26 protein-coding genes are annotated in these 24,790 nt (G+C 71.8%); 5 read left to right on the top strand and 21 right to left on the bottom strand.

Annotated features, from left to right (window positions below; translation table 11 throughout):
• Positions 1-97 precede the first annotated feature (97 nt).
• Both NYO98_RS00130 and NYO98_RS00125 read left to right on the top strand, forming a co-directional pair.
• The gene (locus tag NYO98_RS00130) at positions 98-766 is read left to right on the top strand and encodes a hypothetical protein (protein ID WP_268109483.1); all 669 of its coding nucleotides are present in this window, start codon (positions 98-100) and stop codon (positions 764-766) included.
• Between the two features lie 45 nt (positions 767-811).
• Complete coding sequence (locus tag NYO98_RS00125) at positions 812-1,066, top strand: hypothetical protein (protein ID WP_268109482.1); 255 nt, start codon at positions 812-814, stop codon at positions 1,064-1,066.
• Positions 1,067-1,101: 35 nt separating this feature from the next.
• On the opposite strand, the gene NYO98_RS00120 is transcribed toward NYO98_RS00125, so the two are convergent.
• From NYO98_RS00120 to NYO98_RS00065, 12 genes are all read right to left on the bottom strand, one after another.
• On the bottom strand, positions 1,102-1,686 hold the full coding sequence (locus NYO98_RS00120; RefSeq protein ID WP_268109481.1) for a LutC/YkgG family protein: 585 nt from the start codon (positions 1,684-1,686) through the stop codon (positions 1,102-1,104).
• Positions 1,683-3,176, bottom strand: coding sequence for a lactate utilization protein B (locus NYO98_RS00115; protein WP_268109480.1), 1,494 nt, complete (start codon positions 3,174-3,176; stop codon positions 1,683-1,685). The genes NYO98_RS00120 and NYO98_RS00115 overlap by 4 nt, the downstream gene beginning before the upstream one ends.
• Positions 3,173-3,910: a (Fe-S)-binding protein gene (locus NYO98_RS00110; protein ID WP_407673837.1), complete on the bottom strand. Its 738-nt coding sequence runs from the start codon at positions 3,908-3,910 to the stop codon at positions 3,173-3,175. Before NYO98_RS00110 ends, NYO98_RS00115 begins: the two co-directional genes overlap by 4 nt.
• Positions 3,911-3,947: 37 nt before the next feature.
• Complete coding sequence (locus NYO98_RS00105) at positions 3,948-4,172, bottom strand: LuxR C-terminal-related transcriptional regulator (protein WP_268109479.1); 225 nt, start codon at positions 4,170-4,172, stop codon at positions 3,948-3,950.
• A 2-nt stretch (positions 4,173-4,174) separates the two neighbouring features.
• Positions 4,175-5,665, bottom strand: a complete 1,491-nt coding sequence (locus NYO98_RS00100) for a rhamnulokinase (RefSeq protein ID WP_268109478.1) — start codon at positions 5,663-5,665, stop codon at positions 4,175-4,177.
• 11 nt (positions 5,666-5,676) lie between these two features.
• The gene (locus NYO98_RS00095) at positions 5,677-7,731 is read right to left on the bottom strand and encodes a bifunctional aldolase/short-chain dehydrogenase (protein ID WP_268109477.1); all 2,055 of its coding nucleotides are present in this window, start codon (positions 7,729-7,731) and stop codon (positions 5,677-5,679) included.
• Positions 7,732-7,764: 33 nt separating this feature from the next.
• A complete protein-coding gene (gene rhaI / locus NYO98_RS00090; RefSeq protein WP_268109476.1) occupies positions 7,765-8,928 on the bottom strand; it encodes an L-rhamnose isomerase in 1,164 nt (387 codons plus the stop codon).
• Positions 8,928-9,314: an L-rhamnose mutarotase gene (locus tag NYO98_RS00085; RefSeq protein ID WP_268109475.1), complete on the bottom strand. Its 387-nt coding sequence runs from the start codon at positions 9,312-9,314 to the stop codon at positions 8,928-8,930. The genes rhaI and NYO98_RS00085 overlap by 1 nt, the downstream gene beginning before the upstream one ends.
• Before the next feature lie 99 nt (positions 9,315-9,413).
• Positions 9,414-10,460 (bottom strand): rhamnose ABC transporter substrate-binding protein, encoded by a 1,047-nt coding sequence (gene rhaS / locus NYO98_RS00080; protein WP_268109474.1) that lies wholly within the window; start codon positions 10,458-10,460, stop codon positions 9,414-9,416.
• 21 nt (positions 10,461-10,481) lie between these two features.
• Complete coding sequence (locus NYO98_RS00075) at positions 10,482-11,531, bottom strand: ABC transporter permease (RefSeq protein ID WP_268109473.1); 1,050 nt, start codon at positions 11,529-11,531, stop codon at positions 10,482-10,484.
• Positions 11,528-12,610, bottom strand: coding sequence for an ABC transporter permease (locus NYO98_RS00070; RefSeq protein ID WP_268109472.1), 1,083 nt, complete (start codon positions 12,608-12,610; stop codon positions 11,528-11,530). Before NYO98_RS00070 ends, NYO98_RS00075 begins: the two co-directional genes overlap by 4 nt.
• Complete coding sequence (locus NYO98_RS00065; RefSeq protein WP_268109471.1) at positions 12,607-14,124, bottom strand: sugar ABC transporter ATP-binding protein; 1,518 nt, start codon at positions 14,122-14,124, stop codon at positions 12,607-12,609. The genes NYO98_RS00070 and NYO98_RS00065 overlap by 4 nt, the downstream gene beginning before the upstream one ends.
• A 197-nt stretch (positions 14,125-14,321) precedes the next feature.
• Here NYO98_RS00065 and NYO98_RS00060 point away from each other — a divergent pair, with 197 nt between their 5' ends.
• A complete protein-coding gene (locus NYO98_RS00060; protein ID WP_268109470.1) occupies positions 14,322-15,335 on the top strand; it encodes a LacI family DNA-binding transcriptional regulator in 1,014 nt (337 codons plus the stop codon).
• A gap of 6 nt (positions 15,336-15,341) precedes the next feature.
• On the opposite strand, the gene NYO98_RS00055 is transcribed toward NYO98_RS00060, so the two are convergent.
• Together NYO98_RS00055 and NYO98_RS00050 are read right to left on the bottom strand one after the other, a co-directional pair.
• Entirely contained in the window at positions 15,342-15,476 is a 135-nt protein-coding gene (locus NYO98_RS00055; RefSeq protein WP_268109469.1) for an ANTAR domain-containing protein, read from the bottom strand.
• Positions 15,476-15,784, bottom strand: a complete 309-nt coding sequence (locus NYO98_RS00050; RefSeq protein WP_268109468.1) for a hypothetical protein — start codon at positions 15,782-15,784, stop codon at positions 15,476-15,478. Before NYO98_RS00050 ends, NYO98_RS00055 begins: the two co-directional genes overlap by 1 nt.
• 155 nt (positions 15,785-15,939) lie before the next feature.
• On the opposite strand from NYO98_RS00050, the gene NYO98_RS00045 reads away from it, so the two are divergent.
• Positions 15,940-16,308, top strand: a complete 369-nt coding sequence (locus tag NYO98_RS00045) for a SpoIIAA family protein (RefSeq protein ID WP_268109467.1) — start codon at positions 15,940-15,942, stop codon at positions 16,306-16,308.
• 76 nt (positions 16,309-16,384) lie between these two features.
• Positions 16,385-18,577: a glycoside hydrolase family 15 protein gene (locus NYO98_RS00040; RefSeq protein ID WP_268109466.1), complete on the top strand. Its 2,193-nt coding sequence runs from the start codon at positions 16,385-16,387 to the stop codon at positions 18,575-18,577.
• 73 nt (positions 18,578-18,650) lie between these two features.
• On the opposite strand, the gene NYO98_RS00035 is transcribed toward NYO98_RS00040, so the two are convergent.
• The 7 genes from NYO98_RS00035 to NYO98_RS00005 form a co-directional block, all read right to left on the bottom strand.
• Entirely contained in the window at positions 18,651-19,310 is a 660-nt protein-coding gene (locus NYO98_RS00035; protein WP_268109465.1) for a hypothetical protein, read from the bottom strand.
• On the bottom strand, positions 19,307-20,119 hold the full coding sequence (locus tag NYO98_RS00030) for a PRC and DUF2382 domain-containing protein (RefSeq protein WP_268109464.1): 813 nt from the start codon (positions 20,117-20,119) through the stop codon (positions 19,307-19,309). Before NYO98_RS00030 ends, NYO98_RS00035 begins: the two co-directional genes overlap by 4 nt.
• Before the next feature lie 76 nt (positions 20,120-20,195).
• Positions 20,196-21,023 (bottom strand): mechanosensitive ion channel family protein, encoded by an 828-nt coding sequence (locus tag NYO98_RS00025; protein WP_268109463.1) that lies wholly within the window; start codon positions 21,021-21,023, stop codon positions 20,196-20,198.
• Positions 21,024-21,168: 145 nt separating this feature from the next.
• Positions 21,169-21,909, bottom strand: coding sequence for a TetR/AcrR family transcriptional regulator C-terminal domain-containing protein (locus NYO98_RS00020; protein WP_268109462.1), 741 nt, complete (start codon positions 21,907-21,909; stop codon positions 21,169-21,171).
• 77 nt (positions 21,910-21,986) lie between these two features.
• Positions 21,987-22,574: an ANTAR domain-containing protein gene (locus tag NYO98_RS00015; protein WP_268109461.1), complete on the bottom strand. Its 588-nt coding sequence runs from the start codon at positions 22,572-22,574 to the stop codon at positions 21,987-21,989.
• Between the two features lie 141 nt (positions 22,575-22,715).
• Complete coding sequence (locus NYO98_RS00010; RefSeq protein WP_268109460.1) at positions 22,716-23,045, bottom strand: PepSY domain-containing protein; 330 nt, start codon at positions 23,043-23,045, stop codon at positions 22,716-22,718.
• A 535-nt stretch (positions 23,046-23,580) separates the two neighbouring features.
• A complete protein-coding gene (locus NYO98_RS00005) occupies positions 23,581-24,435 on the bottom strand; it encodes an alpha/beta fold hydrolase (protein WP_268109459.1) in 855 nt (284 codons plus the stop codon).
• Positions 24,436-24,790 lie beyond the last annotated feature (355 nt).

Genomic DNA, 24,790 nt, shown 5'->3' with positions numbered 1-24,790 from the left:
AGCCCGGCCAAGGCGCGGCCTCCCTCGGCGGGGTGACCTCTGGCACGCACGGCGGCTCCGCCCTACCGTGGGAGCCCGCCGACCGGAGGTGTGCGCCGTGGTCCGACCGATGCCCCTGCCCGAGCCGCGGCCCGTGCTCCACCCGCTGCGCTCCACGGACTCGGCCCGCAGCGCGGTGCGCCGGCTGTCCCACCACCGGATCCGGGTCACCATCGACCACCAGCCGCTGGCCGGCGTCACGCCATCGATGCTGCTGTGGTGGTTCCGCCACATCGGGGACGAGATCGAGTACGCCGGTGAGCGGATGTCGGGCTACCTCGCGTGGCATCCGCTCGACCACGTCGCGTGGGAGCTGGCCCGTCCCGCGCCGAGCGGCGGCGCCGACGAGGGCGCGAGCTATCGCATCGTCGAGGCGTTCGGGCGCGACGAGCGCTTCCGCGTGGACTCCGTCGAGCGGGTCGAGAAGCTCGACGAGACCGGGATCCGCCTCGTGCGCCGTATCGCCGGGGTCCGGGTCTTCCAGCTCGAGCACACCTGGTCGTGGGGCCCCGAGGGCACGCACTACGTGAGCGTGATGGACCTCGGCTGCCGCCTGCGGACGTTCAGCCCAGTCAACCGCCACCTCACCACGCGCGTCTTCCCGGAGGCCATGGCCGAGGCCTGGGTGCGGCACAACGTCGAGGAGGTCGGCGTCCTCGAGCACCTCCTGCCAGACGTCCTGCGCCAGCGCCCCGACGAGGCGGCGCGGCTGACGGTCGGTCCCTGAGCACGTATCAAAGCCCCTCGCCCGCCCTCCTGAAGAGGTGGAGGCATGGACACAGGAGGGCTCATGTACGTGATGTACCGCGTCGCCTATGCGCCCGGGCCGCAGGACCCGCCCGACCGCGACCGGACCTTGCGCGACTTCACCGCCGTGACGGGCCGCGAGGCGGAGAAGGCCGCCCGCGAGTGGGCCGCGAGCCGCAACCAGATGCGGCCCCGCGAGCTCCGCGAGCAGTGGCCGTGGGTGCTGGAGCGGTGGAACGGGCCCACCCGGGACTGGGAGCAGGTCAACGCGATCCCGTAGGCCGGGCGGGATCACCGGTCCACGGCAGCAGGAGGTCAGCCGACGAGCACCACGTGCAGCGTGCGCGGGCCGTGGACGCCCTCGACCCGGTCGAGCTCGATGTCGCTCGTGGCGGACGGGCCGCTGATCCAGGTCAGCGGGCGGGCGGGGTCGAGGACGGCGATCGCGTCTGGCACGTCGGCGACGACCTGCGACGCGTCGACGATGCAGACGTGGAGGTCCGGCACCAGGCTGATCGCGCGGCGGCCCTGGTCGGGCCGGTGGTCGAGCACGATGGTCCCGGTCTCGGCGATCCCGACGGCGGCGCGGGTGACGACGGCGTCGATGGCGTCGAGCTCGGTGGCGGTGAGGCCGTCGTCGACCGTGGCGCCGGCGACCTCTACGCCAAGGCCGGGGGGTACGACGGCGCGGGCCTCACCGAGGGCGTCGCGGACCACCTGCTCGAGCTCGTCGGCTGCACAGCGGGTGACGATGGCCCGGTAGTCCTCGACGCGCTCAACGAAGAGCGCGACGAGGTCCCCGCGGTCGGGCGCCCGTGGGGCCGCAGGGATCTCGACGGCGGGCGACACGCCGTCCAGTGCCTCGCGGACACGCCGCAGGATGTCGTCGCGGGCGCTCATGAACGGCCCCCGTCCGTGCGGTCCCACCACTCGCGGAAGGACTCGGGGGGCGGCGCGGGCAGGTCGCGCGCCCCGGTCCAGCCGGCGGCGGGCCCCGGCAGGCGTCCGGCCGCGGCGCGGCCACCCGGCAGCGTCGTACGCGAGAAGCGGCCGATGACGCGCCCCGCCAGGCCGGAGGCACGCTCTGCCCAGCGCAGGCGGCGGGAGTCGGAGAAGGTCCAGGCGGCCGCCTTCATCGCGACCGCCTCCTGCCAATGAGACCCACTCCGCGGCACGCGGTCGCCGCGGTGGGAGTCGACGACGGCGGCGCGCTGGTCGACCAGCACCGAGGGGATGTCGATCCGCACCGGGCAGACCTCGAAGCAGGCACCGCAGAGCGAGGAGGCGTACGGCAGCGACGCGGTCTGCTCGTCCGAGACGCCGTGGAGGAGCGGGTTCAGGATCGCGCCGATCGGGCCGGGGTAGACCGAGCCGTAGGCGTGGCCGCCGACGCGCTCGTAGACCGGGCACACGTTGAGGCAGGCCGAGCAGCGGATGCAGCGCAGCGCCTGGCGGCCGACGTCGTCGGCGAGCGCACGGGTGCGGCCGTTGTCGAGCAGGACGACGTGCACCTCCTGCGGGCCGTCGCCGGGCGTCACGCCCGACCAGGTCGAGGTGTAGGGGTTCATCCGCTCCCCCGTCGACGAGCGCGGCAGCAGGCGCAGCATCGCGTCGAGGTCGGACCAGGTGGCAACGACCTTCTCGATGCCGACGACGCTGACCAGCACCTCGGGCAGGGTCAGGCACATCCGGCCGTTGCCCTCGGACTCGACGACGACGAGCGTGCCGGTGTCGGCGACGGCGAAGTTGGCGCCACTCACGGCGACCTTGGCGCGGAGGAACTTCTCCCGCAGGTGCTCACGCGCCGCCCCGGCCAGCACACCCGGGTCGTCGGTCAGGGCCTCGGGCGCGGGTCGGCCGACGTCACCCATCCGGCGGCGGAAGATCTCGCGGATCTCCGCCCGGTTGCGGTGGATCGCAGGCACGAGGATGTGGGACGGCAGGTCGTCGCCGAGCTGCACGATCAGCTCGGCCAGGTCGGTCTCCCAGGCGGCGATGCCCTCGGCCTCCAGCGCCTCGTTGAGACCGATCTCGCCGGTGGCCATGGACTTGACCTTCACGACCTCGTCGACGCCGTGGTCGCGGGCGACCTGCGCGACGATCGCGCACGCCTCCTCGGCGTCTCGGGCCCAGTGGACGATCGCGCCCGCGCGGGTCAGGGACTCCTCGAGGGTCTCGAGGTGGGTGGCGAGGTCGCGCAGCGCGGCCTCCTTGACCGCGGCGCCGGCGAGCCGCAGCCCCTCCCAGTCCTCGACCTCGGCGACGACCGCCGCACGCTTGTCGCGGATGGTGCGGGTGGCGTGGGCGAGGTTGCGCCGCTGCTGGGTGTCGGCCAGCGCCTCACGCGCGGCGGTCGGGAACGCCGGCATGCCGACGAAGGTGCCGCTCATGCTGCTCCCTCCGTGGCGGCCAGGATCTCCGCGAGGTGCATGACGCGGACCCCCGCGCGCTGGCGCGAGAGCATCCCGCCGATGTGCATCAGGCAGGAGTTGTCGCCGGCGACCAGCACCTCGGCGCCGGTGTCGCGGACGTGGCGGGCCTTGTCGGCGCCCATCGCGATCGAGGTGTCGGCGTTCTTGAGGGCGAAGGTGCCACCGAAGCCGCAGCACTCCGTCGCGTTCGGCAGCTCGACGAGCTCGATGCCGCGCACCGCCTCGAGCAGGCGCCGCGGCCGGTCGCCGACCCCGAGCATCCGCAGGCTGTGGCAGGTCGGGTGGTACGTCACCCGGTGCGGGAAGTAGGCACCGACGTCGGTCACGCCGAGCACGTCGACGAGGAACTCGGTCAGCTCGTAGGTCCGCGGCGCCGTCTCCGCGACGGCTGCCACCAGGGCGGGGTCGCCCGACCGCTCGGCGACGATCGAGTGCTGGTGCCGGGCGGACCCGGCGCAGGAACCCGACGGCGTCACGATGGCGTCGTACCCCGCGAAGGCGTCGACGAACGCGCGCACCACCGGCACCGCCTCGTCGAGGTAGCCGGTGTTGACCATCGGCTGCCCGCAGCAGGTCTGCGCGCCCGGGAAGTCGACGTCGACCCCGAGACGGCGCAGCAGCCGCACGACGGCCTTCCCCGTGTCGGGGAACATGGCGTCGTTGACGCAGGTGATCTGGAGGGCAACCCTCACGTCCCTGCTCCTCTCGTCTCGTCGTTCGTGGTCTTGTTCAGAACAGTCCGTTGCGCACCGCCCACACGATCGCCTCGATGGTGGTCTCGCACCCCACCTTGTCGCACGCGCTGCGCGCCTTGCGTCGCACCGTCCGCTCGGAGACCTCGAGCTTGCGGGCCACGACGTCGATCGTGTCACCCTCCGCCATCAGGCGCAGGACGTAGATCTCCACCGCCGTGAGCCGGTCCTGGGCCGCTTCTCGCTCGTCGGTGGCGCCCATGTCTACCCCGGGCGTTCCTGACCGACGCGGCGGTCGGCGGCGTCCCAGTCGAGACCGGGGCGTGGATCGTGACGGCGCACGTCGTGCGTCTCGCGGACGAGGGCGCGCATGGCAGCGAGGTCGGGCAGGTCGGCGCCGAGGGCGCGGGCCTGGACGAGGGCGTTGCCGAGAGCGGCCGCCTCGCCCGGGCCGGCCAGCACCGGGACGCCCAGGGCGTCCGCGGTCAGCTGGCAGAGCAGGTGGTTGTGGGAGCCGCCGCCGACGACGTGCACGACCTCGAGGTCGCGGCCGGCGAGCCGGACGGCCGCGCGGAGGTGGCGCCGGTAGGCGAGCGCGAGGCTGTCGAGGATGCAGCGGGTGATCTCGCCGGGGGTCTGCGGGAGCGGCTCGCCGGCGTCGCGCGCCAGTCGTACGACGCGCTCCGGCATCGGGTCGGTGGCGCTGCCAGGTCCCAGCAGCGACGGGTGGTTGATGTCGACGACCGTGCGCAGCGGCGCTGCCGTGCTCGCGTCGGCCAGCAGCGACGCGAGGTCGGTGGCCGGGGTGCCGCGGTCGCGCCACGCCCTGAGGCACTCCGACAGCACCCACAGGCCCATCACGTTCTTGAGGAACCGGACCGTGCCGTCGACGCCGCCCTCGTTGGTGAAGTCGGCCTCGCGGGCCTCCTCGGTGAGGACCGGCGCGTCGAGCTCGAGGCCGACGAGCGACCACGTGCCCGAGGAGATGTAGCCGAAGGAGGTGTCCGCGTCGGCGGGTACGGCGACGACGGCCGACGCCGTGTCGTGCGAGCCGACCGCGACGACGGGCACGTCGGGCGAGAGACCGAGGTCGGCCGCGACCCCGGCGCGCAGCGGTCCGATGACGGAGCCGGCATCGCGCAGTGGGGGCAGGATCGACCAGGGCAGCTGCAGCCGGCTCGCCAGCTCGCTGGACCACTCCCCCGTGCCGACGTCGAGCAGGCCGGTCGTCGACGCGTTGGTGCGCTCGGCGCCCACCTCGCCGGTCAGCCAGTAGCCGAGCAGGTCGGGCAGCAGGAGCAGCGTGTGCGCCGACTCGAGGGCCGCGGTGCCGCGCGCGGCGACCAGCTGGAAGACGGTGGTGAACGGCAGCTGCTGCAGGCCGTTGACGGCGTACTGCTCCTGCACGCTGACCGTCTTCGCGACCAGCTCGGGGACGTCGCGGGTGCGCGGGTCGCGGTGGCTGTAGGGGTTGCCGAGCAGCTCGCCGTCGCGGTCGAGCAGTCCGTAGTCGACCGCCCACGAGTCGATGCCGATCCCGTGCAGCTCCCCGGTGCGCGCCACCTCGGCGACCCCGGCCAGCACCTCGCGGTGGATGCCGAGCACGTCCCAGAACAGCGAGCCGCCGACGGGGACGCCGCCGTTGGGGAACCGGTGCACCTCCTTCAGCGAGAGGTGCCCCGGACCCACGCGGGCGGCCATCACGCGCCCGCTCGTCGCCCCGAGGTCGACGGCCGCGACGCGCAGGGTCGTCATCGCCGGGTGCGTCATCGCAGGAAGGCCGCCGCCACGCCCGCGTCCACCGGGATGTGCAGGCCGGTCGTGTGGCTGAGCTGCTCGGTGCAGAGGACGAAGACCGCGTTGGCGATGTTGTCCGGCAGCACCTCGCGCTTGAGGATCGTGCGCTGCGCGTAGAACTTGCCGAGGTCCTGCTCCTCCACGCCGTAGACCGCGGCGCGGTTGGCGCCCCAGCCCGACGCGAAGATGCCCGAGCCCTGCACGACGCCATCGGGGTTGACCCCGTTGACCTTGATGCCGTGCTCGCCGAGCTCGGCGGCCAGCAGCCGCACCTGGTGGGCCTGGTCGGCCTTGGCGGCGCCGTACGCGACGTTGTTGGGGCCGGCGAAGATCGAGTTCTTCGAGGAGATGTAGACGATGTCGCCGCCCATCCCCTGCTCGATCATCGCCTTGGCCGCGGCCTTCGCGACGAGGAACGAGCCCTTGGCCATCACGTCGTGCTGGAGATCCCAGTCGGCCTCAGTGGTCTCGAGCAGCGAGCGCGACAGCGAGAGGCCGGCGTTGTTGACGACGAGGTCGACGCCACCGAAGGCCAGCACGGTCGCCTCGACCGCGGCCTGCACGGCGGCGGCGTCGGAGACGTCGACCTGCACGCCCACGGCGACGTCGGCCGAGCCGATCTCGGCCGCGGCAGCCTGCGCCTTCTCCAGCGACAGGTCGGCGATGACGACACAGGCGCCCTCGGACGCGAGCTTCTTCGCGGTCGCCAGGCCGATCCCCGACGCGGCGCCGGTGACGAGCGCGACGCGGGTCGCGAGCGGCTTGGGCTTCGGCATCCGCTGGAGCTTGGCCTCCTCGAGAGCCCAGTACTCGATGCGGAACTTCTCCGACTCGTCGATGGGGGCGTACGACGACAGGCCCTCCGCGCCGCGCATCACGTTGATCGCGTTCACGTAGAACTCGCCGGCGACGCGGGCGGTCTGCTTGTCCTTGCCGAAGCTGAACATGCCGACGCCGGGCACCAGCACGATCAGCGGGTCCTTGCCGCGGATCGCGGGGCTGTCGGGCGTGGCGTTGCGGTCGTAGTAGCCCTGGTAGTCCTCGCGGTAGGACACCGCGAGCTCCTGCAGGCGGGCGATGCTCTCCTCGACCGAGGCGGCGGCAGGCAGGTCGAGGACCAGCGGCTTGACCTTGGTGCGGAGGAAGTGGTCGGGGCACGACGTGCCCAGCTCCCCGAGACGGGGGTGCTCGGCGTGCGCGAGGAACTCGAGCACGACGTCGGCGTCGGTGAAGTGGCCGACCATCGGACGGTCCGCCGATGCGATGCCGCGGATCGTCGGTGCGAGGGCGGCGGCCTTGGCGCGGCGCTCGACCTCCGGCAGGGCGGCGTACCCCTCGAGCGCCGGACCGAACGGCTCGGCCCTGGAGTGCTCGGCGATGTAGGAGGCGGCGGTGTCGATGATCCAGAGGCTGTTGGCCTCGGCCTCCTCGCTCGTGTCGCCCCACGCGGTGATGCCGTGGCCGCCGAGGATGCAGCCGCGGGCCTGAGGGTTCTTCGCCTTGATCTCGGCGATGTCGAGGCCGAGCTGGAAGCCGGGGCGGCGCCACGGCACCCACACCACGGCGTCGCCGAAGATCGTGCGGGTCAGCTCCTCGCCGTCGGCCGCGGTCGCGATCGCGATGCCGGAGTCGGGGTGCAGGTGGTCGACGTGCGCCGCGTCGACGAGGCCGTGCATGGCCGTGTCGATCGAGGGGGCGGCGCCGCCCTTGCCGTGCAGGCAGTAGTCGAAGGCAGCGACCATCTCGTCCTCGCGGTCCACGCCGGGGTAGACGTCGACGAGCGCACGCATCCGGTCCAGCCGCAGCACGGCCAGGCCACCCGGGGTCAGCGTGCCGAGGTCGCCGCCGGAGCCCTTCACCCACAGCAGCTCGACGTCCTCCCCGGTGACCGGGTCGGTCTCGGTGCCCTTGGCGGAGGTGTTGCCGCCGGCGTAGTTGGTGTTCTTGGGGTCCTGGCCCAGGCGGTTGGAGCGCTGGACCAGCTCCGCCACGACTGGGCTGACGGCGGGGTTGAGGTCACTCACGGTGCAGGTTTCCTTCGGGGTGGGTGTGGTGGGTCAGTTCCAGCCGGCTTGCGAGCCGCCGACGCGGTCGGCCTCGATCTGCTGCTGGTAGCCCGACTCGAGGTAGGCGCGCATCGGGTCGCCCGGCAGGCCGCGCTCCTCGCGCCACGCCGCCAGGTCACGGCGCACGTCGGTGTAGAAGGCGTCCATGAAGACCTCGTTGGCGCGCAGCACGTCGCCGGCGGACCGAGCCTCGTCGAGGGCCTCGGTGTCGAGGAGCAGCGCGCGGGCGGTCATCTCCTGGACGTTGAGCACCGAGCGGATCTGGCCAGGGATCTTGTCCTCGATGTTGTGGCACTGGTCGAGCATCAGCGCGACATCGCTCTCCGCGCCGAACCCACCGCCGCGGATGACCTCGACCATGATCCGGAACAGCTGGAACGGGTCGGCCGCCCCGACGATGAGGTCGTCGTCGGCGTAGAAGCGGCTGTTGAAGTCGAACGAGCCGAGCTTCCCGAGCCGCAGCAGCTGGGCGACGATGAACTCGATGTTCGTGCCGGGCGCGTGGTGGCCGGTGTCGAGGCACACCTTGGCGCGGTCGCCGAGGGCAGCCACGTGGGCGTACGACGTGCCCCAGTCCGGGACGTCCGTGTGGTAGAACGCCGGCTCGAAGAACTTGTACTCGAGCACGAGCCGCTGGTCGTCGGAGAGCCGGTCGTAGATCGTGCGCAGGCTCTCCGCGAGCCGGTCCTGGCGGGCCCGCATGTCGCCCTGGCCGGGGTAGTTGGTGCCCTCGGCGAGCCAGATCTTCAGGTCCTGCGACCCGGTCTGGTTCATCACCTCGATGCACGCGAAGTGGTGGTCGATCGCCTTCTGCCGCACGCGCGGGTCGGTATGGGTCAGGGCGCCGAGCTTGTAGTCGTCGTCCTGGAAGGTGTTGGAGTTGATCGTGCCGAGCGCGACGCCCTGCTCCTTGGCGTACGCCGCCAGCGCGGCGTAGTCGTCGACCTCGTCCCACGGGATGTGGAGCGCCACGGAGGGCGCGAGGCCGGTGAAGCGGTGCACGGTCGCGGCGTCGGCGATCTTCTCCTCGACGGTGCGCGGGGTGCCGGGGGTGCCGAAGACCCGGAAGCGGGTGCCCGAGTTGCCGTAGGCCCAGGACGGCACCTCGATGGCGAGCTCGCCGAGTCGGTCGCTGATGGTGGAGAAGCTGGTCATCACTGGTCCTGAGCTGTCTGGGTGGGCGAGTCGGTGGTCGTGCTCGTGGGGGCGAGCGCAGCGAGCTGGTCCTCGAGGTGGAAGACCTCGCTCAGCTGCCAGAAGCCCTGGTCGGGCGGGACGTCGAGGTCGACGAAGTACTCGGCCATCTCGGCCTGCCATCGGGCGTTCACGTCGGTGCGGGCCATGCCCTCCTGCGCGGCGGCCAGGTCGGGCGTCTCGAGGTAGCCGACGAGCAGGCCGTCCTCGCGCAGGAAGAGGGAGTAGTTGGTCCAGCCGGCGTCGTGGAGGGCGCGGAGCATCTCGGGCCACACGGCGGCGTGGCGCTCGGCGTACTCCTCCATGCGGTCCGTGCGGACCTGCAGGGTGAAGCAGACGCGCTGCATGGCGCTCTCCTCTCGGACGGTGCGGTGGGGTGCCCCGGGGCCGGCGGCGGCTCGAGGCCGCCGGCCCCGGGACGTGGTGGGGTTCGACTCAGGTCGGGGTCAGAAGTCGAAGTCGCCGATGTTGTCGGCGTTGAAGGTGAACGGCTCGCCGAGCAGGACGACGCCGTCGGCGTCGACCGTGAACTCGCCGAGGTCGCCCGCCTCGAAGGAGTCGCCCTCCTCGCCCGAGATGTCACCGTTGGCCAGGGCGGCCGCGGCGTAGGTGGCCAGGGCGCCGAGGTCGCTCGGGTTCCACAGCGCGAAGGACTCGACGGTGCCGTTCTCGACGTACTCGCGCATCTGGTTGGGGGTGCCGAGGCCGGTCAGCGCGACCTTGCCCTTCGAGGACGAGTCCGACAGGTAGCGCGCAGCGGCGGCGATGCCGACCGTGGTGGGCGAGATGATGCCCTTGAGGTCGGGGTGGTTCTGCAGCAGCGCCTCGGTCTGGTCGAACGACTTCTGGTCGTCGTCGTCGCCGTAGACCGTGTCGACGAGCTCGATGTCGGCGTAGTCGGGGTTGTCGGCGAGCTCCTTCTCCATCATGTCGATCCACGCGTTCTGGTTCGTCGCGTTGGCCGCGGCGGACAGGATCGCGATCTCGCCCTCGCCGCCGATCTGCTCGGAGATCAGCTCGAGCTGCTTGGACGCGATGCCCTCGGCGGTGGCCTGGTTGACGAACAGGTCGCGGCACTCGGGGTTGGTGTCGGCGTCGAAGGTGACGACCTTGACGTCGGCGCTGCGGGCCTCGTCGATCGCGTCGCAGAGGGCCTCGGGGTCGTTGGCCGACAGGATCAGGGCGTCCTTGCCCTGCTGGGCGACGGTGTTGATGTAGGACACCTGGGCGTCGGGGCTGGCGGTCTCGGGACCGACCTCCTCGAGCTCGGCGCCGAGGTCGTCGGCCGCCTCCTTCGCACCGGCGGTGCTGGTGTCGAAGTACGGGTTGCCGAGGTTCTTCGGGAGCATCGTCATGCTCAGCGAGCCGCCACCGTCGCCGCCGCTGGAGCCGCTGTCGCCGCCGTCATCGTCGCTGCCGCACGCGGTGAGGGCCGCGGAGGCGGTGAGGATGATCGCAGCCAGAGCGATCGGCCGCCGGGTGTGGAACTTCATGTGGGTCTGCCTTTCGTGTTCCTAGACGCCGGCGGATGCGGCGCTCGGGGTGGGACGCGACTCCGGAGGAGTCGCTGCCTTGCGGGGCAACCTCGACGAGGTCCACGCAAGGACACTGGGGAGGATCACCGAGGCCACGAGGAGTAGGCCCACGATGATGTTGGTGACGTTGACCGTCACGCTCTCCAGGCGCAGGGCGCTGGAGATGACGCCGATCAGCACGACGCCGGCGAGCACGCCGTGCAGCCGGCCTCGGCCGCCGAAGATCGAGACGCCGCCGAGGAGCACTGCCGCGATGACCTGCAGCTCGTAGCCGGTCGCGTTGTCGCCGCGGGCAGAGCCGTAGCGCAGGGTGAAGTAGATGCCGGCGAAGGCGGAGACCACGCCGGAGAGGACGAAGAGGACGAGCTTGGTCCGGGCGACGTTGACGCCGGTGAAGTGGGCCGCCTCGTCGTTGAGCCCGATCTCGTAGATGCCGCGCCCGAAGGTGGAGAAGTGCAGCAGCACCACGAACACGACGGTCAGCACCGCGAACGGGATCATCACCAGCGGGATCCGTGACTCGCCGATGGTGTTGGTGGCGAGGTCGGACCACTTGTCGGTGAAGTCCGTGATGGCTGTCGTGCCGAGCAGGCCGACCGCGATGCCGCGGAAGAGTGCGAGCGTGCCGATGGTGACGGCGAGCGACGGCAGTCCGACGTAGGCGATGAGGAAGCCGTTGAGGGCGCCGCACGCCAGCCCCGCCAGCAGGGCGAGGACCGCGGCCGTCGGGATCGACATGCCGCTGTCGTGGAAGACACCGAGCAGCACGCTGCTCAGGCCCATGATGCTGGCCACCGACAGGTCGATCTCGCCGGTGATGATGATGAGCGTCATCGGCAGCGCGATCAGCAGGATCGGCGCGATGTCTTGGAGGAGGAACTTCACGGTCAGCGGCCCGTCGAAGTTGTCCACGTTGATCGTCGCGTAGACGAAGACTGCGACGGTCAGCGCGATGACGGCCATCTCGCGGGTCAGCAGCCAGCGCTTCCACAGCGGCGCCGAGTAGTCGGCGTACGTCCGGGTGCTCATGAGTGGTCCCTCGATTCGGCGAGCTTGCGGGCCTGTCTGCGGGCGAGGACGCGGTCGAGCACGATCGCGCCGAGGATCAGGGCGCCGACGACGGCGCGCTGCCAGAAGTCCTCGATGCCGAGGCTGGGCAGGGCCCGGTTGATGGTGACGAGCAGGAAGGCGCCGATGGCCGCGCCCCACACGGTGCCGCTGCCGCCGAAGATCGCGACGCCGCCGATGACCGCTGCGGCGACCGCCTGCAGCTCGATGCCCAGGCCGACGCTCGAGCTCACCGTGCCGTAGCGGGCGGTGTAGAGGGCGCCGGCGAGTCCGGCCAGAGCGCCGCTGAGGACGAACGCGGCGAGCAGGCGGCGGCGTACGGGCAGTCCGTAGAGGACCGCGGCGTCCGGGTCGGAGCCGATCGCGTAGAGCTCGCGGCCACCGCGCGCGGTGTAGAGGTAGTAGCCGACAATCGCCAGGACGACGAGCGCCATGATCGTCAGCAACGGTATGCCGAGCACGGAGCGGGTGCCGAGCTGGAGGAACTCGCGGGGCAGGTCGCCCGCGTTGATCCGGTCGCTGCCGGCCCAAGTGAGCATGATGCCGCGGTAGATGTAGAGCGTGCCGAGCGTGATGACCAGCGCGGGCACACCGCCGTACGCCACCAGCACGCCGTTGACGAGGCCGAGGACCGCGCCGACCAGGAGGCACGCCGCCAGCACCACGACGATCGGGATGTCGGGCATCTCGATGAACAGCCGGCCGGTGAGGTAGGCGGTCAGCGCCATCACCGAGCCGACCGAGAGGTCGACGTTGCGGGTGATGATGACGACCGCCTGGCCGACGGCGAGCAGGAGCAGGATCGACGGGTTGAGCAGGAAGTTGCGCCAGCCGTCGTTGCTGAAGATGAAGCCGTTGTTCTTCGTGGTCGCGAGCACCACGACGGCGACCAGCACGAGGAAGATCGACAGCTCGCGCGAGCGGAGGACGGTGGTCAGCGCGCGCCGGGTGGGCGAGAGCCGGCTGGGCTCGACGAGCAGCGCCTCGCCGGCGGACACCTCGGCCTCCGGCCGCGGGCGCTCGATGTCGGTGTTGCTCATCGGACGTCCTCCAGGTGGTGGGTGGCGGCGTGCATGACGGCCTCGGGGGTGGCGTCGGCACGGTCGAGCTCGGCGGTCACGCGGCCCTCGCAGAGGACGACGACGCGGTCGGCCATGCCGAGGACCTCGGGGAGCTCGGAGGAGATCATCAAGATCGCGAGGCCCTGCCCGGCGAGCTCGGAGAGCAGCCGGTGCACCTCGGCCTTGGTGCCGACGTCGATGCCGCGGGTGGGCTCGTCGATGATCAGCAGCTTCGGGTCGGTGGCCAGCCACTTGGCGATGACGACCTTCTGCTGGTTGCCGCCGCTCATGGTCGCGGCGTTCATGTCGAGCGCACTGGTCTTCACCTCCAGGCGTCCGGCCCAGGGACCGGCGGCCCGGTTCTCCATGGAGGTGGTCAGCAGCCCGGCCTTCGCGATGCGGCGGCGGATGACGCCGGCGACGTTGCGGGTGACCGAGGAGTCGACGACGAGCCCCTGCTTGCGGCGGTCCTCGGGGATGAACGCCATGCCCGCGCGGATCGCGGAGCGGGGGTCGTTGCCCTTGACCGGCTTGCCGGACACCGAGACCGACCCAGAGTCGTAGGCGTCGACGCCGAAGACCGCGCGGGCGACCTCGCTGCGGCCGGCGCCGACCAGCCCGGCCAGTCCGACGATCTCGCCGGCGCGGACCTCGAGGTCGATGTCGTGGAAGACGCCGGCGCGGTTGAGCCCGCGCACCTGCAGCACCGGCTCGCCGATCTCGGCGGCGACCTTCGGGAACAGCTCGTCGACCTCGCGCCCGACCATGAGGGACACCAGCTCGGACGGTGTGGTGTCGGCGATCGTCAACGTGTCGATGTAGGACCCGTCGCGCATGACCGTGACCGTGTCGGCGAGGTCGAAGACCTCGTCGAAGCGGTGGGAGATGAAGACCAGGGCGCGACCCTCGTCGCGCAGGCTGCGGGCGACGGCGAAGAGCCGGTCGACCTCGACGCCGCTCAGCGCGGCGGTCGGCTCGTCCATGACGAGCAGCCGGGCGTCGAGCGAGATGGCCTTCGCGATCTCGATGATCTGCTGGTCGGCGATCGAGAGGCCCTCGGCGGGACGGCGGGGGTCGATCCGCACACCGAGCCGGTCGAAGAGCCGCTCCGCCTCGGCGTACATCGCGGGGCGGTCGATGCGACGGCCGCGGGCGAGGATCTGGCGGCCCATGAAGATGTTCTCGGTGACCGAGAGGTCGGGAAAGAGCGTCGGCTCCTGGTAGATCACCGCGACGCCCGACTTCTTGGACTCGGCGGTGGAGGAGAAGTCGACCGCCTCGCCACCGAGCTCGAAGGTGCCCGAGTCGCGGCGATGGACGCCGGCGACGACCTTGACCAGCGTCGACTTGCCTGCGCCGTTCTCGCCGACCAGGGCGTGGATGGAGCCCGCCTCGACGCGGAGGCTGCCGGAGCGGAGCGCGACCACGGGCCCGAACGACTTCGAGACGTCGCGCAGCTCGAGCACCGGCGCGGCGGCGTTGCTGGCAGACATGTGACTCCCTCGTTTGAAAGGTTTCAACGGAAAGGTAGGTGAGCGTCGTCACAGGTGTCAAGGACCATGTCGAGTCATTTCCGGACTGTCACCGCTCGGCCACGCGCACCGGCGCCATGGCGTACGCTCCGAGCGACAATCGTTTCAACGCCTCGGCGCGACCCTCGCGACGACGGCTGACGCGGAAGGTGGCGGCCATGGCGAGGGCCTCCTCGGTCAAGGACGTCGCCGCGCGTGCCCACGTCTCCCTGGGTACGGTGAGCAACGTCCTCAACCGCCCCGAGCGGGTCTCCCCCGCCACCCGCGCCAAGGTCGAGCAGGCGATGCGCGACCTCGGGTTCGTCCGCAACGAGTCCGCCCGCCAGCTGCGCGCCGGCCGGAGCCGGACGCTGGCCTACGTCCTGCTCGACGCCCGCAACCCCTTCTTCACCGACGTCGCGCAGGGCGCGGAGCTGGCGGCCGAGTCGGCCGGGCTCTCGCTGTTCCTCTGCCACTCCGGCAACCGGCCGTCACGCGAGGCCGACTACCTCGCCCACCTGGTCGAGCAGCGCGTCCAGGGGATCCTGGTCACCCCGGTCGACCCGCACGCCGCCGTCCTCGACGACGTACGCCGCAACGGCACGCCGCTGGTGATCGTGGACCGCACCCGGGAGGATGCCGAGTTCTGCTCGGTGGCCGTCGACGACGTCCTCGGCGGACGTCTGGCGGTAGAGCACCTGGTCGAGGCCGGGCACACCCGGGTCGCGTTCATCGGCGGCCCGGAGACGATCGGGCAGGTGCGCGACCGCCTCGCCGGCGCCCGCCAGGCCTGGGCCGCGGCCGGCCTTCCCGACGACCAGCTCACGGTCATCGCCACCGATGCCCTCACCGTCGCCGAGGGACGCTCCGCGGGTGAGCGCGTGATGGGGATCGGCAGCAGCCGACGCCCCACCGCGGCGTTCTGCGTCAACGACCTGCTCGCGCTCGGCCTGCTCCAGCAGCTCAGCACCGCCGGCCTCTCGGTGCCGCGCGACCTGGCTATCGTCGGTTACGACGACATCGAGTACGCCGCTGCCGCCGCCGTCCCCCTCACCTCCGTGCGCCAACCACGCCAGGAGCTCGGGCGCCGCGCCGCCGAGCTGGTGCTCGACGAGGCCGAGGACCCCGACCACCAGCACCAGCAGGTGGTCTTCACCCCCGAGCTCGTCGCCCGTCGCTCGACGCTGGGCTGAGGGCGTCTAGCCGGACTGCGCCCGGCGCTCGGCGGACTCCACGAGCTCCGACGCCACGTCGTACAGCTTGCGGTTCGACCGCTGGCTCGCGACATTCAGGATCGCGAGCGCCTCGTCCTGGGTGACCTCCCTGCTGGCCATCAGATCCCCACAGCCGCACCGATGTGGGGCGACGCCAGGAGCGCCTTCTGGAGCTGGGCGACGTGGTCCCGACTCAGGGCGCCATCGGCCTGCAGCTGCGCGATCAGCTCGCGATCGAGCAGCGAGTCGGCCTGCATCTGGTCGGCTCGGCTCTCCGCCACGTCCGCGCGCTCCTGCGCCGTGTCCGCGCGCCGGTGGGCAGCGTCCGCGCGGTCGGTCAGGGCGTCGATCCGGGCACGGTTGGTCGACACCTGCGCGGCGAGGACATCGATGTGGCGCTCGAGATCTCGGTCACCGCCGGTGCCCATGACAGCAGTATGTGCTCATCGGCCACCGACGTCAGCAGGGCCGCGGAGTGAGGCCGACCGTCTGGGCGGGCTGCTGCCGGCCGCCTCGTCCGCTCCGGGTGATCCGCGGCCGCGCCGTCGCGCCTAGCGTTGCAGGCGGGAAGGAGCGTGGTCACGTGATCCGGGTTCTCAGCGACATGCCGGCCGGCGTCCTCGGGCTCGAGGCGATCGACGACGTCGAGAAGGAGGACTACGAGGACGTCCTCGTCCCGGCCGTCGAGGCAGCCGTGGCCGAGCACGGCAAGGTGCGCCTCGTCTACGTCCTCGGTCCGGACTTCGACGAGTACGAGGGCGAGGCGGTGTGGGAGGACCTCAAGCTCGGTGTCCGCCACCTGTCGTCCTTCGAGCGGATCGCGGTCGTCAGCGACGCTCGCTGGATCGGGCCGGCGATGAAGGTCTTCAGCGTCCTGCTCCCGGGGCAGGCGCGCGCCTTCCCGCTCGCGGAGCGGGAGGCAGCGACGCGCTGGGCGGCGACCGGGGACTGAGGCGTCGTACCCGCCGGGGTGTGGTCCGCGTCGTGTCGCGGGAGTACGACGGGGGGAACCCATCTCGGAGGCTCCCATGTCGCTGCGCGTGCTCATCGGTCCGATCGCCCTCTCCCTCGCCGTGGCCACCCTGGCCCCGTCCCCGGGCGCCAGCGCCGGAGCGGCCGAGCGCGCGGCCCCCGACCGCGGCGCGAAGAGCACGTGGACCGAGGCCGACAAGGCGGGCTTCGGCACGGCCCGCACCCGGCGGAGCAACGTGTGGTTCACGCTCCAGGACGGGCGGGTCAGCGAGGTGTTCTACCCCGACCTGTCGACGCCGAGCACCCGCAGCCTCGAGCTCGTCGTGACCGACGGCCGCACGTTCACCGACCGCGAGACCGAGGACGTCGACGTGGTCACGACGCGTCCCGACGAGCGCAGCCTCCGCTTCCAGCAGGTCGGCACCGCCACCTCCGGCCGCTACCGGATCACCAAGACGTACGTCACCGACCCGCGCCGTGACGCGCTCGTCGTCCGCGTCCGCCTCGAGTCGCTCGACGGCGGCAGCTACCGGCTGTACGCCGTCCACGACCCGGCGCTGGCCAACTCCGGCATGGACGACCGCGGCCGCGCGACGCGTGGTGCGCTCGTGGCGACCGACGCGAAGGCGGGCGTCGCGTCGGCCCTCGTCGCACGCCCCCGCCTCGGCCGGAGCACCACCGGCCTGCTCGGTCGCGACGACGGGTGGACCGACCTCGAGGGCGACCAGCGCCTCGACGAGGGCGGCCGCGCGGCCGGCCCCGGCAACGTCGTCCAGACCGGCCGGGTCTCCGGCGTGACCGGGCTCGCCGGTGAGCAGCGCGCGACGCTGGTGCTCGGCTACGGCCGCAGCGGCGCGGACGCGCAGCGCACCGCCCGGGCGGGCCTCCACGCGGGCGCGAGCCGCACGGCTGCCCGCTACGACCGCGGGTGGCACCGCTACCTGCGCACGCTCCGGGCGGTGCCGGACAGCGCGGCGACCGTCCGCCGCGCCTACCTCGCGTCGGCCCTCGTGCTGGCCGCCGCGGAGGACAAGCTCAACCCGGGCGCCCTCGTGGCCTCGCCGTCCGCCCCGTGGGTGTGGGGCGACGAGGTCGAGGACCTCTCGTCCCCGTCCGGCGCCTACCACCTCGTGTGGTCGCGCGACTCCTACCAGTTCGGCACCGCGCTGTGGGCGATGGGCGACAGGGCGGCCGCGCGCCGCACGGTCGACTGGCTCTTCGGCGTGCAGCAGCTGCCCGACGGGTCCTTCCCGCAGAACTCCGACGTCGAGGGGACGCCGGTCTGGTCTGAGCTGCAGCTCGACGAGGTGGCGCTGCCGATCGTGCTCGCCCGGCTGGTCGGCCGCGACGGACCGCGCACCTACCGCAGCGTGAAGCGGGCGGCGGACTTCCTCGTGCGCTTCCGCGACGAGGAGACCGGACGGCGGGCGCCGTACTCCCCGCAGGAGCGGTGGGAGAACCAGTCCGGCTACTCCCCGAACTCGATCGCCACGCAGGTCGCCGGGCTGGTGTGCGCCGCCGACATCGCCCGGAAGAACGGCGACCGCGCGTCCGCGCGCCGCTGGCTGCGACTGGCCGACCGCTGGCAGTCGAAGGTCAAGCAGTGGACCCGCACCACCACCGGGCCGCTCAGCGACGACCCCTACTACCTGCGGATCACCAAGGACGGTCGTCCCGACCGCGGCACGGAGTACGGCATCGGCGACGGTGGCCCCTCCGACGTCGACCAGCGACGCGTGGTCGACCCCAGCTTCCTCGACCTGGTCCGTCTGGGGCTCGAGCAGCCGGACGACCCCGACGTGCTGTCCACGCTGTCGGTGGTGGACGCGGACCTGCGGGTCGAGACGCCCAACGGGCCGTTCTGGCACCGCTTCAGCTTCGACGGGTACGGCGAGACGCGCGACGGCGGGCAGTGGGACATCACCGAGGACGACACCGGCACGACGCTCGGTCGCCTCTGGCCGCTGCTGACCGGGGAGCGCGGCGAGTACGCCGTCACCGCCGGGCAGGACGCCACGCCCTACCTCGCCGCCATGGCCGCGGCCGCCGGTACGAGCGACCTCATCTCCGAGCAGGTCTGGGACGGCCGGCCGCCCACCGGCGAGGCCTGCTGCGCCGCGGGCGAGGGGACCCGCGCCGCCACCCCGCTCACGTGGTCGCACGCCGGGCTGGTCCGGCTGGCCTGGACGATCCAGCGCGGCACACCCGTCGACCAGCAGGCGGTGGTGGCCCGGCGCTACGCGCGCTGACGTCGGAGCGGGCGGTCCCCGACGCAGAGCCGCCCGCCCCTCCATCCGGAGGGGCGGGCGGCTCGTGCCGAGGTCAGGCGCCCAGGCCGGTGCGGTCGACCTTGCGGTGGAACCGCATCCCGGCCAGGCCGCCGAGGATCGCTCCGCCGAGGCTGGCCACCACCGCGGCGACTGCCGTGATGATCCCTCCGGTGGCGAGGTCGCCCTCGCTGACCGGCAGGCGGGGCAGGCTGTTCAGCTGCGAGAGCACGTTGTACTCACTGCCCGCGACGGCCACCACCACCGCCACCAGGATGGCGATGACGAGAGCCCACAGCCACACGGCGATGCCCTGCTTGGCCCCGTCGAAGCGCGCCATCCGCCCGGCGACGTAGCCGCCGGCGTAGTAGGCCACGAAGAGGATCACCAGCAGGGCCACCGCGCCGACGATGCCGACGGTCTCGGCGTTCTGCGTCGCCTCGCGCTCGGCCTGCTGCGGGCCCGACAGTGCGCCCAGGCCCACGGCAGTCCCGATCGCGCTGAGGAGCGCGGTGACGAGGATCGCCGTGCCGGCAGCCGTGAGCCAGCCGAAGAAGGCCGAGCCCCACTTGATGCCGCCGTGCTCCTCCTTCTCGCGTGCCACGACCGTGCGCCGGTCCGGTACGCCGTCGCGGTCCGCGTCGCGTGCGCCGTCGACGTCGACCCGGCTCGTGTCGTGGCCGTCGTGGCGGGGGTGGTCGGCGCTGGTGCTCACCGGTCCGCCCGTCGGTCGTCGACCTCGCCCTCCGCCTCGATGTGCTCCTTGCGGACCTCCTCGGTGACGGTCTCCTCGTCGGTGACGGTCTCGGTGCCCAGGCGGACCCGCTCGACCGGCTCCGTGGTCTTGCCCACCACCGCGCGCTCCTCCTGCAGCACGACCTCGTGCTCCTCCTCCGAGATGGCCGGCCCGCCCAGCGCCTCGTCGCGGTTCTCCCCGGTGATCGGCTCCGTCTCGAGGACGGCCCGCTCCTTCTTCACCGGGACGGTGACGGTCTCCTGCTCGGTGGTCACGTACTTGCGCAACCGGGCGCGCCCGGCCTCCTGGGACGTCGTACCGACGTCGAGACGCTCCTCCGAGCGGGTCATCGCCTCGTCGGTGTTCGGACCCGACGTGTCATGGCCCTCACCGGTCGTGCCCGCGGTGCCCGTCCCGGCACCGGTGTAGGTGCCGGTGCCGTCGGCGGGCAGGCCCGAGTCGCTGGAGCGTTCCGAGTAGGTCATGCCGTAGTGCTGGTAGAGCCGCTGCTCCTCGCCCTGGTCGAGGTGGCCGCCATCGACGTCGACGTTGGGGGCGTCCTTGATCTGGTCCTTGGTGAAGGGGACGCGCACGCCGTCGCCGGTGACGTCGGCGTTCGCGGCCGGGACGAAGGACTCGTTCATGCCGAAGAGGCCGGTGTTGACGGTGACGAACTCGGGACGGTCGGTGTCGTCGTCCAGGTAGACCTGCCCGATCTTGCCGACCTTCTCGTCGTCGCTGGAGTAGAGCGTCTGGCCGATGTAGCGGCCGTGGTCGTTGGTGTCCATCTTTCGTTCTCCTTGGGGGGATCGTCGCGGGCCGCCCGGTAGCGGTCGGCCTGCCTGGTGGATGGGTCTGTGGTGGTCAGTACTGGCGCGGCGTGGCGTCGTGGCCCGCGTCGGCGGTCTGGTCGTAGACCGCGGTGCTGCCCGTGGTCCCGGTGGTCCCGTTGGTGCTGCTGCTGCTGGAGTACGACATGTCCTGGGCAGCGGACCTCGCCTGCTCACGCACCGACGGCGCGCCGTCGGCGTGCGCCTTCATGCGGGGCGCCTCGCGCTCGGCGGTTGTCAGGTAGCCCTCCCACCGCTGCTGCATGGGGCGGATGAGCCCGCCGCCGACGCCGACGACGATCACGCCGGCGATGGTGGCCAGGATGGCGATGAGCACCGGGGTGGTGACCGTGGTGGCCACGCCGACCTGGTTGAGCGCCGCGATGACACCGAGGAAGAGGATGAAGCCGGAGGCGATGTTGGCGAGCGCCTTGCCGTAGGAGAGCCCGCCGATCATGTTCTCGACGAGTCCCTTGACCGCAGCGGCGATCGAGGCGGCCACGACGAGGATGATGATCGCGACGACCAGGCTGGGCAGGAAGCGGATCACGTCCTCGATGAGGCGGCTGATCGGGTTGGCGCCGAAGACGCCGAAGGCGAGCTGCAGCACGAACAGCAGCAGCGTGTAGTAGATGAGCTTGGCGACGATGTCGCTGGCGTCCATCGTCGAGTTCGACAGGGCTCGCCTGATGCCACCCCGCTCGACCGCCCGGTCGAAGCCGGCCTTCTCGAGCAGTGCGTTCAGGGCCTTGGCGATGACCTTGGCGATGATGATGCCGACGATCAGGATGACCAGGAACAGGACGAGCTTGGGCACGAACTCGGCGATCGTGCTCAAGCCGTCACGCAGTGCGTCTTTCATGTGTCCTCCGTCCGCGGCCGCGGCTGCGTCCCGGCACGGGGAGAGGACGCAGGCTGACGCCGCATGGGTGAGTGGTTTACGTTGTAAGCCGTACCCACGTCCCAGAGGGCCATGCGGTCCGTACCCCCGCAAGGGGGGGTTCTACTCAGTCGGCCAGGTGCTCGTTGCGGCTGACCGTCATCCGGTCGAGCAGCGCTTCGAGGGCCTCCTCGAACTCGACCGCCGACCGGTCCTGCGACAGCGGGTCGCGCAGGCGCGCGACCGTGGGGTGGTGCGACGTCCCGGGCTCGCCGGTCTGGTCGTCGAGCACGTCGAGCGGGCCGACGTCGGCGCCGTGGACGGCCACCTCGAGCAGCAGGTGGCCGAGGAGGAAGCTGGTGTAGGCGCGGTAGCCGTCGACGGCGGCCTCGTCGCTGAACCCCTCCTCGATGAGGCCGGACAGGAAGGTCTCCACCATCTCCAGGCTGCGCAGCGGCGGCCGCAGCCAGGGCGCCTCGGCCGGCCGGGAGGCGACGAGCGGGAACGCCTTGGGGTGCGCCAGCGCCATGCGCCTGACCCCGTGGGCGAGGCGCTGGAGGAAGTCCTGCCAACCGTCTCGAGGTGCGCCCAGGACGACGTCGTCGCTGCGGACGTCGGCCACGAGGGACTCGACGACCGCGTCGAGCAGGTCCTCCTTGCTGGGCACGTACCGGTACAGCGACATGGCCTCGACCCCGAGCTGCTCCCCCAGCCGACGCATGGTCAGGCCGGGCAGGCCGTTGGCGTCGATGAAGTCCAGTGCCGCCGAGACGATCCGTTCGCGACTGAGCGGGACCCGCTCCGACGGCGCCGGCTCGTCGTCCACGGCCGCCCGGTCCGCGTCCGGGTACACGTCTTCCTCGCTCACCTCGACGCCCCCTGTCGCAGACTTCGCCTTCGTGCCACCGTAGCGCGGAGCTCGCGCCGGGCCGCGTCGGCGGGCACCTAGTCCTGACCGGGGCCGCGGTGGGCGGCGACCACCTGGGTGGCCACCTCGAGGGCGGTGCGCCCGTCGGACCGCGACATCCGCTCGAGCCACTCCTCAGCCTCGTCGAGGCTGAGCCCCCGACTTCCCATGAGCAACCCGAGGGCGGTGTCGATCACCATGCGACTGCGGAGCCGGGTGGGTGCGAGCTCGGCGCGCCGGCGGGCATCGAACGCCAGGTCGTGGTCCGCCACGGACGCTCCCCGAACGGCGCCCAGCGCGCGTTCGAGAGCGGCGACGCGGCCGGCGAACGCGTCGGTGTGCCGCGAGTACACCGTGACGACCGAGATGAGCCTCGTCGGCGTTGCCATCGCCACGGCCAGGCTGGAGCGCATCACGGGATGGACGACATGACGCGACCCGTCGCCGTGCCGCGCGACGTACGCCAGCGTGAGGTCCTCGTCGGCGAACCAGATCGCCACGGCGCCGGCCTCCGGAACGGCATCGGCGGCGGCTTCGGAGAGCCACGCCATCCGGGCACCGACGTCCTCGTCACCGGACGCGCCCAGCAGCTCCAGCGCCTGGGCGGTCGCCGGGAGCGGGTCCACGCCATCCGCCTGCCCGACGTCTCGGACCGGAGGCCGACTGCCACCTGGTCCCGACGTCTTCGAGGCACAGTACCCAGAACCCCTTCGGACCAGACTCAGCCGCACCCGAGACGGGGCGGGGTGGGCGTCACGGGCGGTCGGTCAGTCGTCCGAGTCGGTACCGTCCCGCTCGGTCCCCACGACCCGGAAATCCTCGTCGAGCTGCACGTCGACCTGCGTGCCGTCCTGCAGCGTCACCTCGACCTCGTACCGGCTCTCCTCGTCACCGACCTCGGTCTCGGTGACCTCACCGCTCCCGGTCTCCTCGAGGGCGGCCCGCTCGGCCTGCTCCAGCTCCGAGGCGGGGATGGGGCGATCCCGAGCGTCGTCATCGCCGGACACCGCGCTCGCCACACCCACCGTCCCAGCCGTGAGGGCGGCACTGCCGGCGATGACCGCCGCGATGCGCTTGCGGGTCAGCTTCCAACGCATGGCGTCGACGCTACGCCCGGCACACCCGCACGACCAGACCCGTAGGCAGGTACTGACCCAGCGGCCTGCCACGGCTGCCGGGCGCACGTTGCCCAAGCCTTGGACGCCGGGCAAAGGTTTGCCTCAGATCGCCTCTTTCGCCGCGGCGCGGGCTGACCGGCGCCGCCCGGCTCGCTACGGTCTGCGCACCCCACGAGCGCGCGCCCTCGTCCCCTCCCCCCTCGGGACGGGGGCGCGCGGATGGCGTCCGGGCTGTTACCAAGATGCTTCTGGAAGACCGGCTACCTGCGCGAGTGCCAGAAAGTACGCCCCGGGTCTCGTTGCGGCCGATCTCGTGCCATGGGAGGCGGGGATACGTGCCCAGGCTGTGCTCACAGACGGGACGTTCGTGCACGACTTCATGCTCCGGCGCACCCAGCGCACCCTCCACGTGGTCAACGCGCCGTCTCCGGCAGCCACCTCGGCCCTTCCGATCGGACGGCTCCTTGCGACGGCGATCGTCTCAGGCGAGGAGATCCCTGCATGAGACGATCCGTCAGAGCAGGCTCGCGACCAGCTCCGTCACGAGGACGGGCTCCTCGTCGACGACGAGGTGCCCGGCGCCGGGTATCACCAACGGCTCCCGCCCGAGCATCGACCGACATGGCGCACGGAGCCTGCTGACGGGGAAGAACACGTCATGCTCGCCGACGGCGACCAGCACCTGGCGGCCCCTCCAACGGAGCAGTGTGTCGTCCGGGAGTGGTCCGGGAGCCCCGGTCGTGTGACAGGTCCGAGCCACGAGGGTCATCCACTCGACCAGGTCATCGTCAGTCGCGTGCGTGGGGCCTGACATGTACTCGAGCAACCGTCTCGACCCGGCGCTGTTGCGCCGGACGAGCCACGGCAGTGTCGCCTGTAGCATCGCGAAGGACGGGCGCACCTCGCTCAGCCCCGCGGGTGCCAGCAGGACCAGGCCCTGCACACTGTCCGGTTCGGCCGACAGGGCCACCGCTGCTCCGCGGGAGTGACCGGCGAGCACGATGCGTCCGTGTTCGTGGCGCTCTCTGACCCAGGCGATCAGGTCCCTCGACCAGGCGGCATAGCCGGGCACTTCGGGATGCGGCCGCTGTGCCGCACTCAGGCCCGGTTGGCCGGGCAGGTCTGCCGCATAGACCCGACACTTGTCGGCGAGCTGACTGAGCACCGTCATGCTGCTCGCGGCGTTGAAGTTCGTGCCGGGCAGGTATACGCAGACCCCGTCCCCCGTCCCCAGCGCGACGACGTGAGTCGTCCCGTGGGAGGTGTCGACCTCGTGTGTGGAGTGCGGAAGCTCCCACCTCGCCAGTCCAGCGGAGCACCAGTCGCGCACCGCCTCGGCGCCGGCTGCCGAACGGTACGTATTGGCCATGACACTCAGTGTGGACCCCGCGTCACGGAAGTGAGAGCACATGTTCTCGTCGACCCGAGCCGGTCTCCGCCCTTCCAGGACACAGAGGACGGTCGCCGGCACGGATGATCGGTCTCGCCCGCGCTCGGGACCGTTGACCCCTCGGGGTTCTGCGGACTCGATGTGGAGCGAGCCCTGCCCGGGACGCAGAAGACTCCCCCAGGGTCTCGGGTCCCCGGGGGAGTCGGAGCCGCTGAAGAGTTCCGGTTCCTGCTTGACCTGAGGTGTTCGGCACCTGCTTGACACCCTGAAACGGAATCTAGACCTGTGCCGGCCTCGGGATCGAGGCCTTCTTCTTCCTCACCTCCCCGCGGGA

Origin of the sequence: Nocardioides pini (genome assembly GCF_026712185.1) — a bacterium.
In the GTDB taxonomy this organism is placed as follows: Bacteria; Actinomycetota; Actinomycetes; order Propionibacteriales; family Nocardioidaceae; genus Nocardioides; species Nocardioides pini.
Note: the sequence above shows the minus strand (reverse complement) of the source record. Positions and strands in the feature narration are given on the sequence as shown.